General features: G+C 46.9%; 19 protein-coding genes and 1 tRNA gene. 9 read left to right on the top strand and 11 right to left on the bottom strand.

Translation table 11 applies throughout. The features are described from left to right. Positions 1-130: 130 nt before the first annotated feature. From gdhA to recO, 3 genes are all read left to right on the top strand, one after another. Entirely contained in the window at positions 131-1,474 is a 1,344-nt protein-coding gene (gene gdhA, locus ACT6R0_RS11400) for an NADP-specific glutamate dehydrogenase (RefSeq protein WP_444653280.1), read from the top strand. Between the two features lie 111 nt (positions 1,475-1,585). Next, positions 1,586-3,868: a type IX secretion system anionic LPS delivery protein PorZ gene (gene porZ / locus ACT6R0_RS11405; RefSeq protein WP_444653278.1), complete on the top strand. Its 2,283-nt coding sequence runs from the start codon at positions 1,586-1,588 to the stop codon at positions 3,866-3,868. Between the two features lies 1 nt (position 3,869). After that, positions 3,870-4,580 (top strand): DNA repair protein RecO, encoded by a 711-nt coding sequence (gene recO / locus ACT6R0_RS11410; RefSeq protein ID WP_444653276.1) that lies wholly within the window; start codon positions 3,870-3,872, stop codon positions 4,578-4,580. A gap of 13 nt (positions 4,581-4,593) precedes the next feature. Here the strand turns inward: recO and ACT6R0_RS11415 are convergent, their stop codons facing one another. From ACT6R0_RS11415 to rseP, 3 genes are all read right to left on the bottom strand, one after another. After that, positions 4,594-5,508, bottom strand: a complete 915-nt coding sequence (locus tag ACT6R0_RS11415; RefSeq protein ID WP_444653274.1) for an alpha/beta hydrolase — start codon at positions 5,506-5,508, stop codon at positions 4,594-4,596. Between the two features lie 75 nt (positions 5,509-5,583). Then, positions 5,584-5,657, bottom strand: a tRNA-Asn gene (locus ACT6R0_RS11420). Positions 5,658-5,796: 139 nt separating this feature from the next. After that, positions 5,797-7,122, bottom strand: a complete 1,326-nt coding sequence (gene rseP, locus ACT6R0_RS11425) for an RIP metalloprotease RseP (protein ID WP_444653272.1) — start codon at positions 7,120-7,122, stop codon at positions 5,797-5,799. 211 nt (positions 7,123-7,333) lie between these two features. Here rseP and ACT6R0_RS11430 point away from each other — a divergent pair, with 211 nt between their 5' ends. From ACT6R0_RS11430 to ACT6R0_RS11445, 4 genes are all read left to right on the top strand, one after another. Beyond that, positions 7,334-8,410, top strand: a complete 1,077-nt coding sequence (locus ACT6R0_RS11430; protein WP_444653271.1) for an NADH:flavin oxidoreductase/NADH oxidase — start codon at positions 7,334-7,336, stop codon at positions 8,408-8,410. A 66-nt stretch (positions 8,411-8,476) separates the two neighbouring features. After that, the gene (locus ACT6R0_RS11435; RefSeq protein WP_444653269.1) at positions 8,477-9,517 is read left to right on the top strand and encodes a Gfo/Idh/MocA family oxidoreductase; all 1,041 of its coding nucleotides are present in this window, start codon (positions 8,477-8,479) and stop codon (positions 9,515-9,517) included. A 186-nt stretch (positions 9,518-9,703) separates the two neighbouring features. Beyond that, positions 9,704-10,654, top strand: a complete 951-nt coding sequence (locus ACT6R0_RS11440; protein ID WP_444653268.1) for an aldo/keto reductase — start codon at positions 9,704-9,706, stop codon at positions 10,652-10,654. A 356-nt stretch (positions 10,655-11,010) separates the two neighbouring features. Then, positions 11,011-12,222, top strand: coding sequence for an MFS transporter (locus tag ACT6R0_RS11445; protein WP_444653267.1), 1,212 nt, complete (start codon positions 11,011-11,013; stop codon positions 12,220-12,222). A gap of 56 nt (positions 12,223-12,278) precedes the next feature. On the opposite strand, the gene ACT6R0_RS11450 is transcribed toward ACT6R0_RS11445, so the two are convergent. Continuing rightward, entirely contained in the window at positions 12,279-14,195 is a 1,917-nt protein-coding gene (locus ACT6R0_RS11450; protein WP_444653265.1) for a M1 family aminopeptidase, read from the bottom strand. 193 nt (positions 14,196-14,388) lie between these two features. On the opposite strand from ACT6R0_RS11450, the gene ACT6R0_RS11455 reads away from it, so the two are divergent. Then, the gene (locus ACT6R0_RS11455) at positions 14,389-16,209 is read left to right on the top strand and encodes a GNAT family N-acyltransferase (protein WP_444653263.1); all 1,821 of its coding nucleotides are present in this window, start codon (positions 14,389-14,391) and stop codon (positions 16,207-16,209) included. 46 nt (positions 16,210-16,255) lie between these two features. Here the strand turns inward: ACT6R0_RS11455 and ACT6R0_RS11460 are convergent, their stop codons facing one another. The 7 genes from ACT6R0_RS11460 to serS all read right to left on the bottom strand — a co-directional run bounded on the left by ACT6R0_RS11460 (position 16,256) and on the right by serS (position 23,749). Then, entirely contained in the window at positions 16,256-16,645 is a 390-nt protein-coding gene (locus ACT6R0_RS11460) for a DUF805 domain-containing protein (protein WP_444653262.1), read from the bottom strand. Positions 16,646-16,742: 97 nt separating this feature from the next. After that, complete coding sequence (locus tag ACT6R0_RS11465; RefSeq protein WP_444653261.1) at positions 16,743-17,717, bottom strand: 2-hydroxyacid dehydrogenase; 975 nt, start codon at positions 17,715-17,717, stop codon at positions 16,743-16,745. Positions 17,718-17,830: 113 nt separating this feature from the next. Beyond that, positions 17,831-19,183, bottom strand: coding sequence for a magnesium transporter (gene mgtE / locus ACT6R0_RS11470; protein ID WP_444653259.1), 1,353 nt, complete (start codon positions 19,181-19,183; stop codon positions 17,831-17,833). After that, positions 19,173-19,952, bottom strand: coding sequence for a 16S rRNA (adenine(1518)-N(6)/adenine(1519)-N(6))-dimethyltransferase RsmA (gene rsmA / locus ACT6R0_RS11475; protein ID WP_444653257.1), 780 nt, complete (start codon positions 19,950-19,952; stop codon positions 19,173-19,175). The genes mgtE and rsmA overlap by 11 nt, the downstream gene beginning before the upstream one ends. A 29-nt stretch (positions 19,953-19,981) precedes the next feature. Continuing rightward, a complete protein-coding gene (locus tag ACT6R0_RS11480; protein ID WP_444653256.1) occupies positions 19,982-20,302 on the bottom strand; it encodes a DUF4286 family protein in 321 nt (106 codons plus the stop codon). A gap of 163 nt (positions 20,303-20,465) precedes the next feature. Then, positions 20,466-22,265, bottom strand: a complete 1,800-nt coding sequence (locus ACT6R0_RS11485; protein ID WP_444653255.1) for a tetratricopeptide repeat protein — start codon at positions 22,263-22,265, stop codon at positions 20,466-20,468. 212 nt (positions 22,266-22,477) lie between these two features. Further along, positions 22,478-23,749: a serine--tRNA ligase gene (gene serS, locus ACT6R0_RS11490; RefSeq protein ID WP_444653254.1), complete on the bottom strand. Its 1,272-nt coding sequence runs from the start codon at positions 23,747-23,749 to the stop codon at positions 22,478-22,480. 236 nt (positions 23,750-23,985) lie between these two features. Between serS and ACT6R0_RS11495 the strand changes: the two genes are divergently transcribed. Further along, positions 23,986-24,747 carry an exodeoxyribonuclease III gene (locus ACT6R0_RS11495; protein ID WP_444653253.1) on the top strand — a complete coding sequence of 254 codons (762 nt, stop codon included), beginning with the start codon at positions 23,986-23,988 and terminating at the stop codon, positions 24,745-24,747. The last annotated feature ends 57 nt before the right edge of the window (positions 24,748-24,804 follow it).

Below are 24,804 nucleotides of genomic sequence, written 5' to 3' on the forward strand. Positions count from 1 at the left end.
ATCGAATAACCGTGTCCACTAATAAAACCTGATAACAAATAACCAGATCAAGGCATAACCGAATAAACAAAAAATGTATATTTGCCCGATCTAACGAAAACGTTTTCTTAAACACCAAACCATTCAACACATGACTAATAGCTTACGATCTTTTATGGACAGCGTTTCTAAAAGGAACGCAAACGAACCCGAATTCCTACAGGCGGTACACGAGGTTGCCGAGACCGTACTTCCTTTTATCGAAAAAAACCCGAAATATCAGGGTAAAATGCTCCTTGAGCGCATGGTGGAAGCCGAAAGGGTGATCATGTTCCGCGTTACGTGGCTTGATGACAAGGGCGAAACACAGGTGAACAGGGGTTTTAGGATACAAATGAATTCGGCTATCGGACCTTATAAAGGCGGACTTCGATTCCACCCTTCGGTAAACCTGAGCATCCTTAAATTCCTTGCTTTCGAGCAGACGTTCAAAAACAGCCTTACCACATTGCCAATGGGTGGAGGTAAAGGTGGATCGGACTTCGACCCTAAAGGAAGGTCAGAGAACGAGATCATGCGTTTTTGCCAAAGCTTTATGACCGAGCTGGCAAAGCACATTGGCGCTGATACCGATGTTCCTGCCGGTGACATTGGCGTTGGCGGTCGCGAAGTAGGCTTTATGTTCGGCCAGTACAAAAGGCTAAGGAATGAGTTTACAGGCGTACTTACAGGGAAAGGCATCAGCTTTGGCGGATCGCTTATCCGTCCGGAAGCTACAGGCTACGGTTGCGTATATTTTGCGCAGAGCATGCTAAACACTAAGGGCGAAAGCTTTAATGGTAAAACGGTTGTAGTTTCAGGCTCGGGCAACGTAGCACAGTATGCTGCCGAAAAAGCGATGCAGCTGGGCGGTAAAGTAGTTACCTTCTCTGACTCTGCCGGATATATTTATGATGAGGAGGGGATCAATGAAGAAAAGCTTGCCTATGTAATGGACATTAAGAACGTTCAGTATGCCAGGATAAGCGAGTATACTAAAAAGTACCCTAATGCCAAATATGTAGCTGGCGGCAAGCCGTGGGAAGTGAAATGCGACATAGCACTGCCTTGCGCTACACAAAACGAGTTGAATGGCGATGAAGCGAAGCAGCTTTTGGATAATGGCTGTATGTGTGTAGCCGAAGGCGCTAACATGCCAAGCACACCGGAAGCGGTTATTGCGTTCCAAAATGCCAAAATACTGTTTGCGCCGGGCAAAGCGTCCAATGCAGGTGGTGTGGCAACTTCCGGCCTGGAAATGTCTCAAAACTCGCTGCGCCTTAGCTGGACAAGGGATGAAGTGGACGAAAGGCTGAAGAACATCATGCACAATATCCACAGTGCCTGCCTTACCTACGGCACACAGGAAGACGGATTTATTGACTACGTAAAAGGAGCGAACATTGCCGGTTTCGTAAAAGTTGCCGATGCCATGCTCGCACAGGGAGTGGTGTAATTGATAAAAAACATAGAGAGCCTCTGCAAATGCAGGGGCTTTTTTTATGCCCGCCATACAAAAACATCTATAATTGCGTTTTAGCTTATATTTGCGCAAATAATTGCTTTGATGAAAAGAGTTTTACCGATAGCATTCCTTTTGTTTTATGCCTTGTCCTTCGGTCAGGGCAACCAGATGTGGGGGAGCTATTTTTCGTATAATAATATCCAGGACATTGCCCAGTCGAACAACCGCATGTTCGCGGCTTCGGAAAGTGCCATGTTCAGCATGAATGTAGGCACTAATGAGGTACGCACCATAACATCGGTGGACGGGCTAAAGGCCGAGACCATAACAGCGGTACACCATAGCCCAACTTATGGCAAGACTTTGGTGGGCAACTCTAATGGCCTGCTCATAATTGTTAACAGTGATTTTTCGGTACTCAATAAAATAGACATTGTCCAGGAAACTACTGTACCCGCTGCCCGCAAAAAGATCAACCATATTTATGAATATGAGGGTAAAGCTTATATTTCCTGCGATTTTGGTATAGCGGTCTTTGATCTGGCGACGCTGGAATTTGGCGACACGTATTACCTGGGCCCCAGTGGTGCTGAAATTCCCGTAAGGCAAACAACGATCCATAATGGTTATATCTATGCTGGAACGTATAGCAACGGGCTAAGGCGAGCGCCTTTTCCTCATCCTAACTTAAATGATTATAGCCAATGGAATGAGATTTTTGGGGGAGCCTGGGCCGCAGTACTTAGCTTTTCCGGCAGCTTTTTCGGGTTTGCCAATGGTACGCTGTATAAGCCCGACCTGCAGAACAACATACCCTATCCGTTCGAAACGTTCCCTACAGAAATGGTTGACCTTAGGGAAACAAATGGTTATATGATCGGCACCTGTGCTAACCGTATTAATGTGTATAATGCAGATCTTGTACGGGTATTCCAGCTCAACCTCATACCGGGAGAGACCGTTACATTTACCTGTGCTACCATAGTTGGAGGCGATATTTTCATTGGAACAAAAGAGAAGGGCGTTTTTTCCATGCCGCTTACCAACATATCGGCGGTAACCAACATTACTCCTAACGGCCCTGAGAGAAGCAACATATTTTCTATAGAAAAAACGCCAAATTCACTATGGGCGGTTTTTGGGGGATTTAATGGAGCATATACTCCTTTCGGAACTCAGTATGGTGTAAGCAAGCTAGATGCAAACGGATGGAAGTCTATTCCTTATGATCAGTTATTTGGGGCTAAGTCCATATCTGATATAAATTTTAACCCTTCTAATGAGAACCAGGTATTTTTACATTCGTACGAGTCCGGGATGCTAAAAGTAGAAAATGATGTACCTGAAATTCTATATGATAACACAAATACAAATAATGCCCTGAAAGATCAAACGGAGGATAATGCCCCGGGTGTAAGCATACGTATTAACGGTGGCGCTTTTGACAGGGCAGGTAATTTATGGATCACAAATGCCCTTATATTCGATGCCATTAAGAAATATAACCCCGGATCTGATCAGTGGACGTCCTACAGTTTGGAAGAACAGGTAGGAAAAGGAAGGTTCGGCAAGCTCTTAGTTGACCGCAACGGTACAAAATGGCTGCCTTCATGGAAAAACGGCGTTGTAGCGTTCAATGAAAACCTCAGTAATAAAGTTATAGTTATTAAAGGCGAAGAAGAAGGGAATTTACCGTCTAACGATGTGCGATGTCTTGCTATTGATAATAATAACCGCCTTTGGATAGGGACTATCAAGGGGTTAAGGGTACTGTCGAGCGTTGAGCGTTTTATGACCGAAGATGAACTCACCACCAATGCCATAATTATAATGGAAGACGGCCTCGCGCAGGAACTCATGTATGAACAGGCCATAACCGACATCTTGGTTGATGGCGCGAACAACAAATGGATAGGTACCGCAGGTGCCGGAGCTTTTTTAGTATCGCCCGACGGACAAAAAACACTATTCCATTTCACTAAAGAAAATTCGCCGCTGCCAAGCAATATCATTAATGACATTGAGATCGACCCACAAACCGGCGAGATCTTTTTTGCGACCGAAAAAGGCATGGTTTCCTATAAAGGAACTTCTACCGCTGCGGCCGACGACTTAAGTAAGGTATATGTATTCCCCAACCCTGTGCGGCCTAATTTTGACGGCGATGTGAACATAAGCGGACTGATGGACAATGTGAACGTAAAGATCACCGACATAGAGGGCAACCTGGTGTTCGAGGCAACCTCCGAAGGCGGAACGGTGCTATGGAATACCACGGCATTCGGGAAGCACAAAGTAGCATCCGGGGTATACATGATCTTTATCGCATCGGAGGACGGCACACAAACCAAGGTTAAAAAGGTAATGATCATAAGGGGTAACTAAAATGCTTGTCAGGACAAAAGCCATAGTGATCAGTTCGCTCCGGTATCAGGAAAAAAGCCTTATAGTAAAGTGCTTTACAGCATCAGACGGGGTTAGGTCCTATTATGTACGGGATGCATTTTCCTCTAAAAAAAATGCACAAAAAACGGTGTACTTCCAGCCCCTTACGATACTGGAGATCGAAGCCGTGCATAAGAACAAAGGCACTTTAGAACATTTTAAGGAAGTAAGGCTGGCACACCCGTACCACACCATCAATAAAGACATTGTAAAGACGACTATAGCCATTTTTGTCTCTGAAATGCTGCACCACTGCATCAAGGAAGAAGAAAAGAACCTCAACCTGTATTCGTTCCTGGAAGCGGCGCTGCTGTGGCTTGACGGTCATGACAATGCGGCCAACTTCCACCTCGTGCTGCTAATGGAGATAACCAAATTCCTGGGCTTTTACCCGGACAGGAACAGCACGCATCCCTTTTTCGAAATGACCGAAGGCGTATTTTCTCCCTACCATGGCATCAGTTGCCTTACCGGGGAAGAAACGGCTCTGTTGCGCACCTTAATGGACCTAAAATTTGACAACAGCGGCAAGGCATTCCACGTTTCCGAAAGACAGGCACTGCTAAAGATACTATTGGATTATTATGCGCTCCACCTGGAAGGCTTCCGTAAACCCAATTCGGTCGAGGTGCTACGGGAGGTTTTTAGTTGAATTTTCAGGATCGTTATTTCCCAAAACAAAATTTATATTCGCTATCAGCATAGCAAGTCTTGCCGGTAGGTTCCACGGTATGCGATTGCTCTTTACTGCCCCGTAGCGTGAGGTTCATGAAGTCGATGATCTGCTGTTGCCCCTGTGCGAAAAGCATGTCGCTATAGTCGTGCTCGCCGCCGCAATAGGTCACAAGGTGTGTACTGCCGCCCAATTCGATAATGCGGTTGTAAATGGAGTATGACCCAAACAGCATCAGCCATCCCGATGAGCCAGCCGGGCAGTAGTGGTGCGCCGCGGTAGCATAAGGCACGGTCTTATCGCAGCTGCCATGGAAAAGCATGACCGGCACGACTGTGTCTTTATTGATGAGGTTAATATCCATAATAGCACCCGCACCAGATATTATCCCGGCATATTTAAAACTTGCAGGCAATTTTCCCGGATACAGCTGCAGCATGGGTTGTTCCCAAAAGGCGGCGTGCAATACCGTCTCGGCGCCGGCACTGCTCCCGGAGATGAATATTTTTGCGGGGTCAATATTGTAGTTGTCTTTATTATTGATGAAAAAAACCGCCGCCTGCTGCAACTGGTTGGCCGCGATCTGTATCGCTTTTATTTTCTCGGTCAAAATGCCTCCACAGCTAAAATTCTTCCCTTTCATGTACAGGGAATAGGTTATAGATGCCGCCGCATACCCTTTAGAAGCCGCATAACTGCAGATGTGGTGGCCGTCCTTGCGTTGTCCGCCACTAAACCCGCCCCCATGAACGTGGATGAGCAATGGTGTTTTACCTGCTTGTTTTCCCTTTGGCAGGAACAGGTCGAGTTCCAGCTTAAGGCTGTCGTTAGTAAAATAGGTAATGGTTTTATATTCCTGTGCTGATAAGGATAGGGTGAAGAGTAGGAGGGAGAGGAGGTTTTTCATTGTGAGTGGTTTTTATCAAAGATAAAGGATTTGATAAAAACAAAAAAGCCTCACATTTCTGCAAGGCTTTAAAAGCTCCCCCTCTTGGGCTCGAACCAAGGACCCTCTGATTAACAGTCAGATGCTCTAACCAGCTGAGCTAAGGAGGAAACTGTATATTTTCTGGTTTTATTCTTATTTTATGAACGATCGCAGGTAAAAGCTTTGCCTTTATTGCGGTGCAAATATATAACCATTTTTAGTTTTCGCAAATAAATTGGCTAAAAATTTAAAAGAATTTTTTAGCGTTTACTTAAAGATAAGCTGATATATGTCTTTGCCAAAGGTTAACGCCATGAGGCTTAGTAGTATGATCATCCCAACGGTTTGCACGGTACCGGCAGCCTTATCGCTCAATTTTCTCCCGGTTATCATTTCGGCTATGGTAAACAGCGCATGCCCTCCGTCCAGTCCCGGTATCGGGAGCAGGTTCATAAAGGCAAGGCCTATGGAGAACAGGGCTGTAAAGTTCCAGAAAAACTCCCAGTTCCATGTAGATGGAAGCTTGGCGGCAATGCCTATCACGCTGTTCACCTGCTCGTATGCGCCTGTGCTTGGGCGCAGGATCAGTTTAAACTGTTTTACGTTGTACACGATCAGGTCGTACGATTCCCGCATGGCTACGGGCACGGCTGAAAAGAAGTTGTGGTTTTCCACAACACTAAAATCCCTGTCATATTCCGGTTTTTGGACCAATCCCATTTTGCCAAGGCTATCCACGGCTGCCGTAACGGTCAGCGCCTCGCCATTGCGAAGTATGCCAAGGTTCAGATCGCCTTTTTTATGGTTAAAAGCCTCTTCGTTCATCTGCCCGAAATACTTGTGCTGTTTACCATCTATCGATACGATCTGGTCACCTGCCATCAGTCCTGCCTTATCGGCGTTCGAGTTTTTCGTCACCGAGTCGATCATTACCCTTTTTACCGGTGTATGCATAAAGTTACGCCCTTCGGTCTGGAGTATCAGCTTGATATCTGCATCGGTCAGGTGTAGGGTTACGGGTTTACCGTCGCGTTGTATCTTAATTTCTTCGCCCAAAAGTACATCAAGGAGCATCCTGTTGAAATTCTTTTGGTATTTTCCGTCTACGCTGATGATCCTGTCGCCGTCCTGGAAACCTATTTTCTTGCCGGTCTCGCCAAATACAAGGCCTTTTTCCTGAGTCATCTCGGTGGAAACGTATTTCTTTCCGTAAGTGCTGTAAACCACACTGAATATCAGCCATGCCAGCAATACATTTACAATGATGCCTCCCAGCATGATGATAAGCCTTTGCCAGGCCGGCTTAGCGCGGAATTCCCACGGCTGTGGCTCGCTTTTCATCTGTTCGGTGTCCATGCTCTCGTCGATCATGCCCGAAAGCTTCACGTAACCACCCAGCGGCAGCCATCCGATGCCCCATTCCGTTTCGCCGATCTTTTTCTTAACCAGTGAGAAACCCGCATCCATAAAAAGGTAAAACTTCTCTACCCTTACCTTAAACCATTTTGCGGTTATGTAGTGCCCAAATTCATGCAGTATGACCAAAATCGACAGCATGAGCAGCATTTGGCCTACCTTTACAACTATATCCATTATTTTATTTTAGTTATCTGTAAACGCACAAAAATAGTGTTTTCTGATCACTTGCATCGATTTAATTTCCACGTGCGTTTAAATGTTTGTTAATAATCGTCGCCACGGTTTTATGGTCTCGATTTTACGGGGTAAATTTACGTGGCAGATCCAAAACACGTAAGAATTGCTTTCGGATTTGTATGTACTGTCCCATTTTAAAAACACAGCTATGGCTACATCACTCTTTTCACTGCTCCAAATAAAAAGCATCATTCTCAAGAACCGTATCGTCATTTCACCCATGTGCCAGTATTCGGCAGAGGATGGCTTTGCGAACGACTGGCACCTGGTACACCTCGGGGCAAGGGCCATAGGTGGGGCAGGTCTTGTGATACAGGAAGCCACCGCGGTATCGCCCGAAGGCAGGATATCGCCATGCGACCTCGGCATCTGGAGCGATGAGCATATCGAAAAATACAAGCAGATAACGGCTTTTATACTTTCGCAAAATGCTTTTCCGGGAATCCAATTGGCACATGCCGGACGTAAGGCCAGTATATCTACGCCATGGCAGGGCAACAGGAAGCTTACACACGATGAGGGAGGATGGACCACCGTAGCTCCAAGCGCGATCCCCTATCATGATAATGAAGCAATGCTGCCTCTCGAAATGACCCGGGAAGATATAAAGCGTGTTGTCGGCGATTTTAGGGAAGCAGCAAGAAGGGCGCGGGAAGCTGGCTATAAAGTACTTGAGATACATGGGGCCCACGGTTATCTCCAACACCAATTCTTATCACCGCTTATCAATCACCGTACCGATGAATACGGAGGCAGTTTTGAGAACCGCATCCGCTTCATGCTCGAGACTATAGATGCTGTAAGACTGGAATGGCCTGGCGATCTTCCGCTTTTTGTAAGGCTGTCAGGTACCGATTGGGCAGAGGGAGGATGGAATGAAGATGAAACCGTTGCACTGGCTAAGATACTTAAGGAAAATGGCGTGGATATCATCGACTGTTCGTCAGGTGGGGCAGTATCGTACCAAAAGATCCCTGTTGGCCCCAACTATCAGGTGCCGATCGCCGAAAGGGTAAAGAAGGAAGCCCACATTTGTACCGGTGCGGTAGGCCTTATTACCGAAGCGCAACAGGCCGAAGATATCATTAAAGACGGTAAAGCCGATCTGGTATTCTTTGCCCGTGAAGCCCTGCGCGACCCGAACATTGCCCTTACCTTTGCCCACGACCTTCACGCTGATGTCATTTGGCCAAAGCAGTACGAACGTGCACAACTCGAAGACTAACGATAAATATTAATTTGAAAACGTCCTATTCCCCTCTCCTTTGGAGAGGGGTTAGGGGTGAGGCCTATGATAAGAACAGCACTACTCTCTTACGGAATGTCGGGCAAGGTATTCCACGCCCCGTTCCTGCAACTGCATCCCGGTTTTGAGCTCACAGGCTCGTGGGAACGCAGCAAGAAGCTCATACAACAGGATTACCCAAATGTGAAAAGTTACGCATCGTTGGAAGAACTGTTAGCCGATGATGTGGAACTTGTAATTGTAAATACGCCTGTGGATACCCATTTTGCGTATGCCCAAAAAGTATTGGAAGCCGGGAAGCACGCCCTCGTGGAAAAGGCTTTTACTACTACGGTAGCGGAAGCCGAAGAGCTCGGAGCCTTAGCCAGAGAAAAAGGCCTGAAGCTGGCCGTGTTCCAGAACCGCCGTTGGGACAGTGACCTGAAAACCGTAAAAAAGGTACTCGATGAAAACCTGTTGGGCGACATTGTCGAAGCCGAATTTCGTTTTGACCGTTATAATCCGATCCTCAGTCCAAAGGCATGGAAGGAAAGCGCCAATCCCGGTGCAGGAGTATTGCTCGATCTTGGCCCGCACCTTATTGACCAGGCAATTTACCTGTTTGGATTCCCCGATGCGGTCTTTGCAGATATACGCCAGTTGAGGGAGAACTCCATAGTAGATGACGATTTTAGTATCATGCTTTACTATCCCGACAAAAGGGTAAAGCTTCACGCCGGCTTTTTTGTCCGCGAAGGCGTTCCGGCTTATGCGCTGCACGGACGAAAGGGCTCATTCCTGAAACATCGCGGCGATGTACAGGAAGATGTGCTGAAAACTGGACAAAAGCCAAATCTTACCGACTGGGGTACCGAACCCGAAGACAAATGCGGCCTGCTCCATTGTGAGAAGGATGGCGAGGTGCTGCGAAAGCATATCCCGACACAGCAGGGTAACTATTACAGCCTGTTTGACGGATTGTATAAGTCAATAGTTGAAAATTCAGAAGAGCCCGTGACAGCCGATGATGGCATCAGGGTCATGAAAATAATAAATGCAGCGCAACAGAGTAGCAAAGAAAAAAGTGTAATAGATTTAAAAGAATAAGCCATTTTACCACATAGATACATAGGGTTCCTAGTCATAAGCAACGTCAAAAGGGCACATAATTCCACATAGTCGAAGTGTCGCTACATCCTTTGTATTGCTTCGTTCGCACTTAATAGTCGAATTTTAATAGTCTATGTAGCTATGTGGTTAAATATTGGATCGCAAGTAAAATTTCAAAAGATCATGGAAAAAAGACAACTTGGCACTACAGGCCTGCACGTATATCCCATCACGTTTGGCGGCAATGTATTCGGGTGGACGATAGATGAGAAGAGATCATTTGAACTCCTCGATGCCTTTACGGGCAAAGGCTTTAATTTTATTGATACTGCCGATGTGTATTCCCGATGGAAGCCGGGTAATGAAGGTGGCGAATCGGAAACCATCATCGGCAACTGGATGAAGAAGCGTGGCAACCGCAAGGAGGTGATCATCGCGACCAAAGTAGGGAGTGACATGGGGCAGGGTAAGGTCGACCTGTCGAAAAAATACATCATGAAGGCTGTGGATGCATCATTAAAAAGACTGCAGACTGACTACATCGACCTGTACCAGTCGCATTGGGACGACCCTGAAACGCCTTTTGAGGAAACCCTTGATGCTTATGCCGACCTGATAAAAGCAGGCAAGATTCGCCACATCGGTGCCTCCAACCTTACCGCCGAAAGGCTCAAAGAAGCCCTGCAAGTGGCGCAGCAGCATAGCCTGGCATTGTATGAAACCTTCCAGCCGCACTACAATCTTTACGAAAGGGCGGCTTTTGAAGACGGACTTGAGCCGGTTTGCCTGGGCAATAACCTTGGAGTGCTCAATTACTATTCGCTTGCCAGCGGATTTCTTACCGGGAAATACCGTTCTAAAGATGATCTGTCAAAAAGCCCGCGTGGTGGTGGCGTGGAAAAATACCTTGATGATCGTGGTTTCAAGATCCTTGCCGCCCTCGACGAAGTGGCAAAGCAGTTAAAAACCAAACAGGCAACAGTAGCGGTAGCATGGCTTATCCACAGGCCGTCGGTCACTGCGCCTATCGTGAGCGCGACCTCTATTGAACAGCTTGAAAGCATTATGAAGGCAGCAGACCTCGATATTACCGCACATGAAATAGAATTGCTGACGCAGGAAAGCGCATGGTAATAGGTTGATTTGTTGAAGGGTAGACCTGCCTGTGGCAAGCAGGTTCGTTTACTTGAATTACAGTGGCATTACAGAATATAACACACGGGTGAAACTGCTGCCAAAGTATATTCCCTAATTGGAAATAGCAGCATCTGAATTATCCCGTAGGGATTTGATCTTGGTCGAATTAATGATGTGATGATCGGTTTTCCCGTTAGGGGATCAATTTCGGCTGTCAAATATTTGTGTCCACACGCTAATTAGAAGAAGGGTTGGGCGGTGAGGTCGTTAGGCAAGTCTATACAACTTTGACAAAATAGTATACAGGCTGTTTTGCTAAATTCTGTAATTTTATTCTGTAAAAGCATTTTTAAATGGAACAGGAACTCGTTCTAGCCGACCAGCCTTCCAAACGGTTGCGGAAAGCCTATAAGGATGTAAAGGCCTCTTACCTGAAACGCGTAAGGTGGGCAGTAACGCTGTTCTATTTTGCAATGGGGCTTAACTTTGCCACATGGGCAAGCCGCATCCCCGATATCCAGGCCTACCTCGGACTGAACGAAGGCAGCCTTGGCACCATCTTATTTGCCATTCCGGTCGGACAATTATGCATTATGCCTTTTTCCGGACGATTGGCCGTAAAGTACGGCAGCCACCGAACGGTTGTCCTTGGGCTCAGCCTCTACGTTTGTGCCCTGATCGGATTAGGCTTTGCAAGAGAGCAATGGCACCTTTCGGCAGCGCTTTTCTTTTTCGGGATGTGCAGCAACCTTACCAATATTTCTGTCAATACCCAAGGGATTTACACCGAAGGCCTTTTTCGAAAGGCGGTAATGTCGTCATTCCATGGGGCATGGAGCCTTGCCGGGTTTACGGGTGCGCTGATCGGCATCGGCATGAAGGCGATGCACCTTGGCCCAAACTGGCACTTCGTTATCGTTGCTGTGGCAATATGGAGCGTTATCCTTTTCAATTATAAATATTTGGTAAAAGTAAAAAGCCCTAAAAGAACGGGGGAAAAACGCAAGCTATTTTCTAAACCCGACACTGTACTGGTATGGCTGGGTGTCATGTCGTTTTGTTGCATGCTCAGCGAGGGCATCATGTTCGACTGGAGCGGGGTATACTTCCGTAAAGTTGTTGGGGCCGAAGGTGCATTGGGGGTTTTGGGCTATGCCTCGTTCATGGCCTTCATGGCGATAGGCCGTTTTTCGGGCGACATCATCATTGCCAGGCTTGGACGTAAAAGGGTATTGCAGATCGCCGGCATCATGGTATCGGCAGGATTGTATGGCGCGGTGGCATTTCCCTACCTTGTGCCGGCCACACTGTCATTCATGCTGGTCGGGTTAGGCGTATCTACTATTATACCCATAATTTTCAGCGTGGCGGGCAGCAGGCCCAACATCGCGCCCAGCATTGCACTGCAAACCGTATCCAGCGTGAGCTTCCTTGGGTTTATGCTTGGCCCGCCTGTAATAGGCCACGTAGCCGAAGCCACCAGCCTGCGTACTTCCTTTGCCATCATTGGTGTGTTTGGTATAGGGATAGCATTTCTGGCATCAAAGGTAAAGGGGATCGAGTAATGATCGGTTTAGGTCGCAGTTTTTCAAAGCATCTGAAAACTGCGACTTAAAATTGACTAATCCTTCACAAACTTCAACTGCACACTGCCATTATCTGTTTCTAATGTAATAAAATGCATACCTGTAGCCAGCTGCGAAACATTCCATGATGTGCCGCCTGTTTCCATTACTTTCTGGCCAAGGGTGTTGTAGAATGTAGCTTTGGTTACAGCAATTCCTTCGGGCACGTCTACAGACAGCATTTCCGATGCGGGGTTAGGGTATAGCATTATAGACGTCATCAGGTCAAAGCTCTCCTTTTTAAGCGTAAGGTTATTGTTCCTGGTAATGATATGGTGGTTAGGATCGAATGTTGCTGATACTGCTGTGAACGGCAAAGGCACGGTAAACTGCTGGCCATTGAAGCTATTGTCGAGTACGGTATAATATTCGGCGCCGCTGTTAGAAGTAAAGCGTATGGTCACAGGCATTTCAAAAAAACTGACCGATGGATGCGACTGCGTTTGGTTAATAGTAACTATGGCAAGGTTGCTGCCGGAGGACACATTAATGTTATACGTAGGGTAGCCCTGCTTATATACCCAGTCGTTAAAAAACTCATCAAGGTCCATGCCTGATTGTGCTTCCAGGTGTGACTGCAGGTCTGGGGTTTTGGCATAAGCATAAGCCAGGTCCTGGTCGGCAAGGTAATTGCGCAGTGCCTGGAAATAATTGGTATCGCCCATTTTGTAGCGTAGCATATGGAACACCATCGCGCCTTTGTTATAGCTCAGCCTGCTGCTGAATATGCGGTTCACATTGAGCGTATCATTATCTGTGAGGTAAACACTGCCACCCGGCTGCGAGGTAATGTTGTCTATTGTCCAAAACCTCCAGTCCTGGAAGCTCACCGGCCCGTCCAGTTCTTCGGTGACCAATGCGGCAAGGTAGGTAGCCGCGCCTTCGTTAAGCCAAATGTCCTTCCAGCTCCCGCAGGTGACCTTGTCGCCAAACCACTGATGTCCCAGCTCGTGTGCTATAAGCTGGCGGCCAAAGCTCCCCATGAACGATACGGTGCTGTGTTCCATCCCGCCGCCAATACCACATTGTGCATGGCCATATTTTTCCTGGTGGAAGGGGTAGGTCTCAAAAGTCTCTTCAAAAAAGTTCATGATAGGTACCGTTACGGCAACCTGTGCCTGTGCTGATGCGACATTTTCGGGGTAAAAGTAATTTACTATCGGGAAAGTGTTGGGTGCTGTGCCTGCCGTTTGCGTATATATGGTATAATTGGTAACGGCTATGGCCACCAGGTACGCCGGTATGGGGTAGCCGTGGTGAAAGTGAGTGGTCTTGTTGCTGCCGTTCACTACCTGCGACTGCTGTACGCCATTGGCTACACCTACATATTGCGAAGGTGCTGTAATGCGTATGTCGATACTGTCGATCTTGTCGTTAAGGTCCTGTTTGCACGGCCACCAGTCTTTTGCACCATAAGGCTGTGAAAGCGTCCAGATGATCGGTGTGCCGTTGTGCTCATCGGCAACAAAAGCATCAGAATCCATAGGCGGTGCGCCGGAATAGGTTATGATAACGGAGCCACTCGTGCCCTCTGCCTGTATCGCTGGGAAAGTGATGATAAGCTCATCGTTGTTGTTTTGTGTAAAAGGCACGTTGTTGCCATTTTTGGTCACAGCGCTTACCGTCAATTGGTTGGTAAGGTCAAATGTTATGGACGACATGTCTTCTTTCGCAATGAAGTTCGTAGTGACCACACCGGATATGAATTGATTTGCGGGGTTTACAGTGAATTGAAGGTTATGGTAGGTAACATCATAATTGCCTGTATTTTCATTGGCAGTAAAGCGGCTGATGGAGTAGGCCGACTTCATTTCAGAGTCGGCTATTTCCTGCAATTCTTTAAGATGGGACTGTGCAAAAGATGCAGTAAAAAATAGTGACCCCAATATCGCGAAGGTAAAGTTCTTTATCATTAACTGAAATTTTTCCAAATATAATCAGAATTTGATTGAAAAACAGCGGGGTATATCTTTTGGTTGGATCCTACACATTATTTTTTTAAATTCCCGAAATGGTCTTTTGAATTAAATAATTAAAAAATTCAATCCCGATCGGCGTTTCATCAGAATTGTTATCTTTGTTTTTTGCCCGAAATACAGATGGAGAATGAGTTTAGTTACAGCAAAGGAAGTTGCAAAAGCAATAAATACTGATAAATACGGGTTTTTGGGAACTTTTTCCGGCTGGTTGCTGATGAAGGTCCTGAAGATCTCGACCATGAATAAAATATACGACAGGAACAAGCATCTTAGTGACCTTGAGTTCCTGAACGCTATTCTTGACGAGTTCCAGATAAAGTTCGAAATACCTGAGGAAGACCTGAAGCGCCTCCCCAAAACCGGCGCCTATATTACAGTATCTAATCATCCCCTGGGCGGCATAGACGGCATCCTGCTGTTGAAGCTGATGGTAGAGAAAGAACCCAACTTTAAGATAATAGCCAACTTCCTGCTGCACCGCATTGAGCCGCTGAAGCCTTATGTAATGCCGGTTAACCCTTTTGAGAACCATAAGGATGCCAAATCGAGCATGACAGGCATTAAAGATGCATTGCGCCACCTAAGCGATGGCAAGCCTCTGGGTATTTTCCCGGCAGGTGAGGTCTCTACTTATAAGGATGGTAAACTGGTGGTGGACAAACCGTGGGAAGAGGGAGCGATAAAGCTCATCAAAAAAGCCAATGTACCGGTAGTCCCGATCTATTTCCATGCCAAGAACAGCAAATTGTTCTACTTCCTTTCGCAATTGAGCGATACGCTGCGTACGGCGAAGCTGCCATCGGAATTGCTAACGCAAAAGGATCGCGTGATCAAGGTACGGATAGGCAAGCCCATATCGGTAGCCGAACAGAATGAGCATGAAGGACTGGAAGCCTACTCAGAATTCCTTCGCAGGAAGACCTATATGCTGGCCAACCCGTTTGAAAAGAAAGACACCAAGCTTATCGACACGTCCAACCTGAACCTGAAGATACCAAGGAGCCCGAAACAAATTGCCGGGCCTGCCAACCACGATAAGATACTCAACGAAATAGCCTTTTTAAGAAAAGGTGACCACCGCCTGCTGCAAAGCAAGAATTATGAGGTTTTCTTTGTGTCGGCAGATAAGATCCCTAATATCCTCCATGAGCTGGGCCGCCTTCGCGAGATCACCTTCCGTGAAGTGGGCGAAGGTACCAATGAATCGCTTGACCTTGACCGCTACGATAAATATTACCACCACATGTTCCTGTGGGATGACGAGGCCAAATGCATTGCCGGTGCGTACCGGATGGGACTGGGGAAAGACATTTATAAAAAATATGGTATCGACGGGTTTTACATGCACGACTTATTCCGTTTTGAGCCCGAACTGTATGATATGCTAAGCAAATCGATAGAGATGGGCAGGGCCTTTATCATAAAAGAATACCAGCAAAAGCCCATGCCGCTTTTCCTTTTATGGAAGGGCGTTGTACACACTACACTTCGCTATCCTGAGCACAAGTTCCTCATTGGTGGTGTAAGTATCAGCAACCAGTTCTCGGATTTCTCCAAGTCGCTGATGATCGAGTTCATGAAATCGCATTATTACGATCCGTACATCGCGCAATATGTGCATCCTAAAAAGGAATACAAGGTGAAGCTGAAGGATGCCGACAAAGACTTTGTTTTTGAGGAAGCCGAAGCCGACCTGAACAAGTTCGACAAATTCATTGAGGAAGTAGAGCCGGGCAACCTGCGCCTTCCGGTACTTATCAAAAAATACATTAAGCAGAATGCAAGGGTCATTGCTTTTAACGTAGATCCGCTTTTCAATAATTCGGTAGATGGGCTCATGTATATACGCATTGCCGACCTGCCCGAAAGCACCGTGCGCCCCGTGATGGAGGAATTCCAGGCAGAACTGGAACGGAAGCTGGCCGAAAAAGGAGACGAACACCTGTAAATAAAAAGTCCCGATGAGCATTAGTTATCGGGACTTTTTATTTTTATTAATATGGCTGTTTCATGCCTATGTCATCAAATTCGTTATAGTTATCATTTTTCGGGTCAGGACCATATTCGTTGGAGCCGCGGTCGCCTTCAATGCAATAGAAAACCAGTAAAACAAGCCCTCCTAACGGGACAAGCCCAAGCAATATGAACCATCCGCTTTTGCCGGTATCATGAAGCCTGCGCACAGACACGGCAAGGCTTGGGATGATCATCGCAATAATATAGACCAGATAAAAAACAAAAAAGATACCTGTGACCAGGCCAAGCAATGCCAGTAAAATTATGGCCAATACGTTGAAAAGCGTAAAATACCAATACTCACTCCGCCTTGCCCTGCCGGAAAAATTCGCATAATTGTCCCTCATCACTTTAAGGTACCATTCCATAATTTTTTGGTTTTTGGTTATGCAGCTAAAATAATTAATTTATTATTCACTGCCGGAACAATTTTCTCCATACGTAATTATTCAACAGATACCTTTTTTATGGCTGTTCATCATTGGCAAAAGTATTGCCATGATATAGTTCCTTTATTTTGTCGGCGATCACCTGTGCCAGGCGCTCGTGGCTCTGGAATGTCCATCCCGCGATGTGCGGCGACAGCAGCACATTATCGGAATCCAGCAGGTATTGGAATTCTTCAGGGATGTCAGTAGTAAACAATTGTTCGAACGATGACTTTTCATATTCCAATACGTCCAGCGCCGCACCGAGTATTTTTTTAGATCTCAATGCGTCGGCCAGGTCTTTCGTTACCACGCTTTTGCCGCGCGCGGTGTTGATAAGCCAGAAAGGTTTTTCAAATGCATTGATGAAACCCGCATCGATCATACGGTGAGTTTCGGGTGTGTGGGGCGTATGGAGGCTCAGCACATCGGCTTTTTCCTGCAATTCCTCCAATGAGACTTGCTTTGCATTGGCATCGCCCACAAATGGCTTGATGTCGTAGCACAGTACCTCAACATCGAACCCGCGCAGCTTTTTAGCGAATGATCTCCCCATGTTGCCATACCCGATGATGCCCACGGTTTTGCCGTCCAGCTCATGCCCGCGGTTGCCTTCGCGCACCCATTGCCCGTTGCGAATCTCCCTGTCGGCCTTATTCAGGTTGTTGAAGAGCGACAGCAGCATGCCCAGCGCCTGCTCGCCCACTGCATTGCGGTTGCCCTCTGGCGCGGCGATCAGGTGAATGCCTTTTTCGGCGGCATAGTCGCGATCGATACTTTCCAACCCTGCCCCTACCCGGGCTATGAAATGGAGGTTGGTTGCTGCATCCAAAAATTGCCTGTCAATATCGAACCGGCTGCGGATCACGATGCCGTGGTACCCGGCTATTTTTGCTTCCACTTCAGCTTTAGTCGATTTGTAGTCGGCTTCGTTGATGAAGCCTGCTTCTTCCAGCTGCGCCCAAAGGATGGGATGGTTGGAGTCGATGTGGAGGATCTTTATCTTTTCCATTACATGGTGTTATTCCACAAAGTTAAACAAAGAAGCAGCAAAGGCACACAAAGCAATTCATTAAAATCTTTGCGAAACTTTGCGTTTTCTTTGAGATTCTTTGCGGAAGAAGATTAAAACCCCAATATCATTTTCGCGATAGAGAAATATATCAATATTCCGCAGATGTCGTTGCTGGTCGTAATGAACGGCCCTGTAGCCAAAGCGGGGTCAACACCGAATTTATTGAGGAGAATAGGCACGAAAGTACCTATAAGTGAAGCGATCACAATAACCGTAATTAGGGAAACACCTACGGTAAGTCCCAATATGTAGGTTTCATCGAGCAGGAAATGGCTGCCCAGTATGAGGATGGCTGCCAGTATGGACCCGTTGAACAGCGTAAGCATGACTTCCTTTACCAGGCGGTTCCACAATGACCCGCTGATGGTATTGTTCGCCAAACCCTGCACGATGATTGCGGATGATTGAACGCCCACATTGCCCGCCATCGCAGCGATTAGCGGTGTAAAGAAGAACAGCTCGCCGTGGTTTTTCATGGCCGGTTCAAAAATGCCGAGCACCTTTACGGTAATAAAACCACCAAACAGCGCCAGCACCAGCCAGGGCAGGCGTGCCTTGGTCAGCTCGAGGATACTGTCATCCGCCTCTACGTCCTGGGAGATACCCGCTGCCAACTGGTAATCCTTGTCGGCTTCGTCCTTGATCACGTCTACGATGTCATCAATGGTGATGCGGCCTACAAGCCTCCCCAGCTCGTCTACTACCGGAATGGCTTCAAGGTCATATTTCTGCATGATGCGAGCCACCTCCACATCGGGCGTGGTCACTTTTACAAAATCTACTTTCTTGATATACACCTCGCTGATAGGCGTTTTAGTAGAAGTAACCAAAAGGTCCTTCAGCGACAGGCGGCCTTTTAGCTTGTTCTCATCATCTACTACATATATCGAATGTACGCGCTGCACGTTCTCAGCCTGGGTACGCATCTCCCTTACGCAGGTAAGCACGTTCCAATTCTCGTTTACCTGTACGAGCTCTTTTGCCATCAAACCACCTGCTGTATCTTCATCATAACGAAGCAGGTCCACAATGTCCTTGGCGTGCTCATCATCGGTAAGTTCCTGGATAACTTCCTCCTTCATGTCGGCCGGAAGTTCGGCAATGATGTCGGCGGCGTCGTCAGTGCTCATTTCATCGAGCTCCTCGGCGATCTCCTTTGGCGAAAGGTCTTTTAATATCTTTTCCCTGCTTTCCTCATCAAGTTCAAGCAGGATCTCAGCCGTCCTTTCGCTGTCAAGTATGTGGAAAATATAGCTGGCTTCGCCGGAATCCAGCTCGTCCATGATCTCGGCAATGTCGGCAGTATGGATGTCGTGTAGCAGGTCTTTGAGTTCCTGCTCACGGTTTTCACTTATGTATTGCTCGATCTGGGCAATAAAATCCTTACTGATCTTAAACTCCATTGGCCGCTATCTTTTGGGTAAGTTCTATGAATTGCTCTACCGAAAGCTGTTCCGGGCGCAGGTCAAAGATACTATCTTCCTTTAAATTATCGGATAGGTTGTAGGTTTTTAAACTGTTACGAAGCGTTTTCCTGCGCTGGTTAAAAGCGGTTTTCACCACGGTGAAAAATAACTTTTCATCTACAGTAAGGTGGAAATTTTCTTTGCGGATCAATCGCAGCACGCCCGACTTCACTTTGGGAGGTGGGTTAAATACATGCTCATCGACCGTAAAAAGATATTCAGCATCATAAAAAGCCTGCACCAGCACTGAAAGGATACCATAGGTTTTACTGCCTTTTTTTTCGCAGATGCGTTCGGCCACCTCTTTTTGGAACATGCCCGAAAATTCGGGAATGCGGTGGCGTAATTCCAATGTCCTGAAAACGATCTGGGTCGAAATATTGTATGGGAAATTACCAATGATCGCAAAAGGTTCATCACCAAACGAATTGCTGATGTTGTACCTTAGGAAGTCTTCCGAAAGTATCTTGCCATGCAATTTGGGGTAATGCGCATTCAGGTATCCTACCGATTCGGTATCGATCTCGATCACCCAGGTCTCAATATCTTTTTCCAGCAGGTATTTTGTAAGTACGCCCATGCCGGGACCTATTTCCAGCACCTTGCTGTAGCCGTTACCGGTTAGTGTGTCGGCAATGTCCTTTGCTATGCTTTCATCCTTCAGGAAATGCTGCCCGAGGTGTTTTTTGGCTTTTACTTTATCCATTTTTGGGAAACTACCCGAAGGCCCTAATATTATACCATCTTAAACTCTTTGATCAGTTCCATCTCTGTACGGAAGGCAAGCATTTTGTCGCCAAACAGCTTCGCGCCTTCTTCCCTTAGCCTCGGTGCATCCTCGGTGTAGTAAGCCTGCAGTTTTTCCATACTATCGGCAAAATACTGTATGGCGTAAGTTGAACCGCCCATTTCTTCCACAACCAACACCTTTACGATCTTGGATTTGAAGAACTTTCCGGTCTCCATTACTTCGGGGATATGCTTTTCCATCATCCAGGTAAGCCATTTGTCGTGTACGCTGTCGTCTATATTAATGGTAACATTGTAGATGATCATAGTCAGTGGATTTGGTTATTTGGTAATACGTTGATTCGTCCGTAAACTGTTAACAAAGATAGGATGTACAGCAATTATGGGCTAATAATTTTATGGTAAAATTTAGCTGTATAGGAATCGCAGAAAGATCGCTTCATCGTTCCTCCTCGCAATGAACGCTTCCCTAACTGTTCGTATCGCCCCTTAACTGCCTGAATTGCTTCCGGGCCTCTATAAAATAGATGCTGTCCTCATGTTCGAACAGTACTTTTTCGTAGAGTGGCTTGGCTTTTTCGGGGTCGGAGAGCTTTTTGTTATAGATCTCGGCCGAGAAGAACAGCGCCTCGTCTACATAAATGCCTTCCTTGTAGTTGTCGATGATCTTTTGGTACGATGCCAGTGCCTGCGGATATTGTCCCATGCTTTGGTACAGCTCGCCCATACGCAGCAGCGTTACGTCCTGTATGCTTTTTGTAGGGTCGTCGAGCAGTTCTTTAAACCCTGCCAACGCATCATTTTTCTTATTTTGGTAAAGCTTGAAGTCGGCACGGGCAAATTTCTTAAGGGCGGTTTGGGTGCTGTCCTCTACAGTATTGTCGTTAATAAGCAGGAACATTTCGAGCGCGTCATTAGCGATAAGCTGTGACACCGACGATTTTAGTACCTTGAACTGCTTTTGCGCCCATTCAAAATCGCCCTTGTAATAACTGCTCTTAGCCATTTTAAGGCTTGCTTCGTGGCCCACGGCATCGTTCTTAAGATCTTCCTCGATCTGTGCGTAATAAATGATCGCCTGGTTGAATTTTTCATCCAGTAGCAATACATCGGCCAGCTTCATTTTTACCTGTGCCTGCTGGTATTTGTTAAGCTGCAGCTCCAGTGTCTTGTTCAGTGTTTCAATGCCCGCTTTTGTATCTTTCAGGTGGAATGCCTCAAAGTCTGCCTTGAGCAGTTGCAGCTCTAAAGAATACGGGCTTACGCCATATTGTGTGAGCAAAGCATTGATGGCCTGTTTGATGGCCGGGTGATCCTTTTCCTGTGCCGATTTGATATCCATCGACAGCAGGTAGTAGTGCGATTGTAATTGCAGTTCGGGGTCGGTGGTGTTTTGCAGGATAAAGTTGAGTATTTCCCTTGCTGTGGCATCTTCATTCTCCTCTACAGCCAGTTTGGCAAGGTTCACGATGTTGCCAAAGGTATCTGGGTCGCGCTTGAAGATAGCCTTTTCCTGTACGAAGGCCTTGCCATATTCACGTTGCTGTACAAAATACCAGCTCAGGAACTGGTTCCAAAAGATGTCCTGCGTTTTTTGCACGTTTACCAGTAACGCTTTCCTCAACTTCGAGTTAAAGCTGTTCTCGCCCTCGGCTGTAGGGTTTTCCTCGCCTTCCTCACTCATAAAGCGGACCAGTTGGTTTTGCACTACCATAAGGTTCTGCGGATTGTTGTAGGCATAGCTCAGGAGCTTTTCTATCATCAGTTGTACGTTGCCCAGCTGCCCCTGTAACAGCGCCACCTGGTAATCGAAGTTGAGCATCGGGTTAATCTCCACCGCCTTCGCATACGCCTTAACAGCTTGGTCCAAAAGCACTTTCTGCTCAAAAGCAGTAGCTACATTGTATACGTTCGAAGGGTTCTCTTCAATGGTATTGAGGGCGGCCTGGTAGTTCCTTTCGGCTTTGGCCATGTCCTTTTGCAATTGGTAATTATAGCCCAGCTCTACATAAAGCAATGGCTGCCCCGTTTTCTTGAGCTTTTCCAGTAATAATTTTTCCGCATTTTCATACTGCTGCAATTGCTGGTAGCACGCCGCGAGCTTTTGGGTAAAAAAAATGTTGTGGGGCTGTTTCTTTTCCAGGTCCTGGTAAATGACCAAGGCTTTTTCGAACTCCCCCTTTTCGAAATAATTCTGCGCCAGCTGCTCGTTTTGCGCGAAGGCGGCAAAGGAAAGCAAAAGGGCTATGATGGTGATGATCTTTTTCATTGCAATGATTGGAACGCGGATGACACGGATCGGGCGGATCTCCACGGATTTTCTATTCGTTACGGACACGATCAATAACCCGGCCAAACTGCCGGTAAATGAAAAACGCAAATGACACTGATCTAGCATACAACCGCATCATTTTTAAAATATGCGACCAACTGCTAAGATCCGCGTCATCCGCGTTCTTTTTGTGTCTTCACACAAATCTACTAATTTATTATATCAAATCCGGTATAAGGGCGTAAAACTTCGGGGATCACGATGCCTTCCGGCGTCTGGTAGTTTTCCAGTATCCCGGCCAGTACCCTTGGCAGTGCCAGCGAGCTTCCATTTAGCGTATGTGCCAGGTGGTTCTTGCCGTCTTTATCGCGGAAACGCAGCTTCAGCCTGTTGGCCTGGAACGTTTCAAAGTTCGATACCGAGCTGATCTCGAGCCAACGGTCCTGTGCGGTCGAGAATACTTCAAAGTCATAGGTCAGCGCCGATGCAAAGCCCATGTCGCCGCCGCAAAGTCGCAATACGCGATATGGGAGTTTCAGCTCCTGAAGCAGTGTCTTCACATGTTCTACCATTCCGTCTAATGCTTCGTATGATTTATCCGGATGCTCTATGCGAACGATCTCTACCTTATCGAACTGGTGCAGGCGGTTAAGCCCCCTTACGTGCGCGCCATAGGAACCCGCCTCCCTGCGGAAGCACGGCGTATAGCCCGTACACAATACCGGCAACTCACTTTCCGTCAATATCACATCGCGGAACATATTGGTAACCGGCACTTCGGCCGTTGGGATCAAGTACAGGTCATCAATGCCCACGTGGTACATCTGCCCTTCTTTATCCGGAAGCTGTCCTGTGCCATAGCCCGATGCTTCGTTCACCAAATGCGGCACCTGGTATTCCTTGTAGCCCGCATCCGTGTTCTTATCAAGGAAATAGCTTATCAGCGCACGCTGTAATCTTGCGCCTTTCCCTTTGTATACCGGGAAGCCGGCACCTGTTATCTTATTTCCAAGCTCAAAGTCGATAATGTCGTATTTCTTTGCAAGGTCCCAGTGCGGCATAGCGCCCTCATGAAGCACGGGGATATCGCCTTCGGCATACACCTCAAGATTTTCCTCCGGTGTTTTGCCCACAGGAACGATCTCGGCAGGGGTGTTCGGCAGCTTGTACAATGCCTGTGTGAGTGCCTCGGTCACTTCATCAAGGGTTTCGCCAAGCGTCTTGCTCTTGTCTTTAAACTGTACTGTTTTCTCTTTAATAATTGCGGCTTTTGCCTTTTCGCCCGCCTTCATCAGCTCGCCAATGTCGCGCGACAGCTTGTTCGATTCCGAAAGTACGGTGTCAAGCTCTACCTGTGTCGCCCTTCTTTTCTCGTCGAGCGCGATCACTTCGTCTACCAAAGCTGTGGCATCAAAATTCCTTTTGCCCAAAGCCTGTATCACTTTTTCCCTGTTTTCCCTGATAAATGCTGTCTGTAACATGATGATGTTTTTTATAAGTGGAGCAAATTTAATGATTTGTTTTAATTAATGCCTACGGGTTAAAAGTTTAGGTGCTAAACTTGTCGCCATTACAGTTGGCAGCCGTGTGTAGGAAGGATAGATGCCGTGGAAATGGATAGATTTCCGCATTTATAGGATGGATGCCATCTTAAATTAAAAGTTATATACGGTTTTGCTTATCTTTTTATTTATTTTTGGAATCCAAACACAAATTAATGAAGATCATTTCATACAACGTAAATGGCATTCGTGCGGCGTTCAACAAAGGGTTCATTGAATGGCTGCAACAGGCCGCCCCGGACGTTATCTGCCTTCAGGAGACCAAGGCGACCGTAGACCAGGTCGCAGTACATGAGATCGAGGCCGCAGGCTACCCATACCACTATTGGTTCTCGGCCCAAAAGAAAGGCTACAGCGGTGTGGCTATCCTGTCGAAGCATAAGCCCAACAATGTGGTATATGGCACCGGTATTGAACATATGGACTTTGAAGGCCGTAACATCAGGCTGGATTTTGACGGATTTTCTGTAATGAGCCTCTACCTGCCATCGGGAACCAATATAGAAAGGCATGAGTACAAGTTCCGCTATATGGACGAGTTCCACCACTACATTGCTGCACTGCGTAACGAGATGCCGAATATCATTATTTGCGGCGATTATAACATTTGCCACGAGAAGATCGACATTCACGACCCGGTACGCAATGCAAGGGTTTCGGGCTTTTTGCCAAATGAAAGGGCCTGGCTGGGAGGATTCATGGAGAGTGGGTTCATCGACAGTTTCCGCCATTTTAACAAGGAGCCGCACAACTATACATGGTGGAGCAACTTTGGCAACGCCCGTGCCAACAACAAAGGGTGGCGTATTGATTATGCAATGGTAAGCGAACCTCTGCGCGAACGTCTTACCCGTGCCCTTATATTACCCGAAGCACGGCACAGCGACCATTGCCCGATATTGGTAGAATTTGAATAAACACTATTGAACATAAAGCCGGGGAGGGCCGGTTAACCACTAAAACGAACACAAATG

Source organism: Flavobacterium sp. (assembly GCF_052437795.1).
GTDB lineage: Bacteria > Bacteroidota > Bacteroidia > Flavobacteriales > Flavobacteriaceae > Flavobacterium.

Excerpts from the sequence above, each read along its gene's own strand:
- gdhA (WP_444653280.1), top strand. The coding sequence starts at position 131 with ATGACTAATAGCTTACGATCTTTTATGGACAGCGTTTCTAAAAGGAAC.
- porZ (WP_444653278.1), top strand. The coding sequence starts at position 1,586 with ATGAAAAGAGTTTTACCGATAGCATTCCTTTTGTTTTATGCCTTGTCC.
- recO (WP_444653276.1), top strand. The coding sequence starts at position 3,870 with ATGCTTGTCAGGACAAAAGCCATAGTGATCAGTTCGCTCCGGTATCAG.
- ACT6R0_RS11415 (WP_444653274.1), bottom strand. The coding sequence starts at position 5,508 with ATGAAAAACCTCCTCTCCCTCCTACTCTTCACCCTATCCTTATCAGCA.
- rseP (WP_444653272.1), bottom strand. The coding sequence starts at position 7,122 with ATGGATATAGTTGTAAAGGTAGGCCAAATGCTGCTCATGCTGTCGATT.
- ACT6R0_RS11430 (WP_444653271.1), top strand. The coding sequence starts at position 7,334 with ATGGCTACATCACTCTTTTCACTGCTCCAAATAAAAAGCATCATTCTC.
- ACT6R0_RS11435 (WP_444653269.1), top strand. The coding sequence starts at position 8,477 with ATGATAAGAACAGCACTACTCTCTTACGGAATGTCGGGCAAGGTATTC.
- ACT6R0_RS11440 (WP_444653268.1), top strand. The coding sequence starts at position 9,704 with ATGGAAAAAAGACAACTTGGCACTACAGGCCTGCACGTATATCCCATC.
- ACT6R0_RS11445 (WP_444653267.1), top strand. The coding sequence starts at position 11,011 with ATGGAACAGGAACTCGTTCTAGCCGACCAGCCTTCCAAACGGTTGCGG.
- ACT6R0_RS11450 (WP_444653265.1), bottom strand. The coding sequence starts at position 14,195 with ATGATAAAGAACTTTACCTTCGCGATATTGGGGTCACTATTTTTTACT.
- ACT6R0_RS11455 (WP_444653263.1), top strand. The coding sequence starts at position 14,389 with ATGAGTTTAGTTACAGCAAAGGAAGTTGCAAAAGCAATAAATACTGAT.
- ACT6R0_RS11460 (WP_444653262.1), bottom strand. The coding sequence starts at position 16,645 with ATGGAATGGTACCTTAAAGTGATGAGGGACAATTATGCGAATTTTTCC.
- ACT6R0_RS11465 (WP_444653261.1), bottom strand. The coding sequence starts at position 17,717 with ATGGAAAAGATAAAGATCCTCCACATCGACTCCAACCATCCCATCCTT.
- mgtE (WP_444653259.1), bottom strand. The coding sequence starts at position 19,183 with ATGGAGTTTAAGATCAGTAAGGATTTTATTGCCCAGATCGAGCAATAC.
- rsmA (WP_444653257.1), bottom strand. The coding sequence starts at position 19,952 with ATGGATAAAGTAAAAGCCAAAAAACACCTCGGGCAGCATTTCCTGAAG.
- ACT6R0_RS11480 (WP_444653256.1), bottom strand. The coding sequence starts at position 20,302 with ATGATCATCTACAATGTTACCATTAATATAGACGACAGCGTACACGAC.
- ACT6R0_RS11485 (WP_444653255.1), bottom strand. The coding sequence starts at position 22,265 with ATGAAAAAGATCATCACCATCATAGCCCTTTTGCTTTCCTTTGCCGCC.
- serS (WP_444653254.1), bottom strand. The coding sequence starts at position 23,749 with ATGTTACAGACAGCATTTATCAGGGAAAACAGGGAAAAAGTGATACAG.
- ACT6R0_RS11495 (WP_444653253.1), top strand. The coding sequence starts at position 23,986 with ATGAAGATCATTTCATACAACGTAAATGGCATTCGTGCGGCGTTCAAC.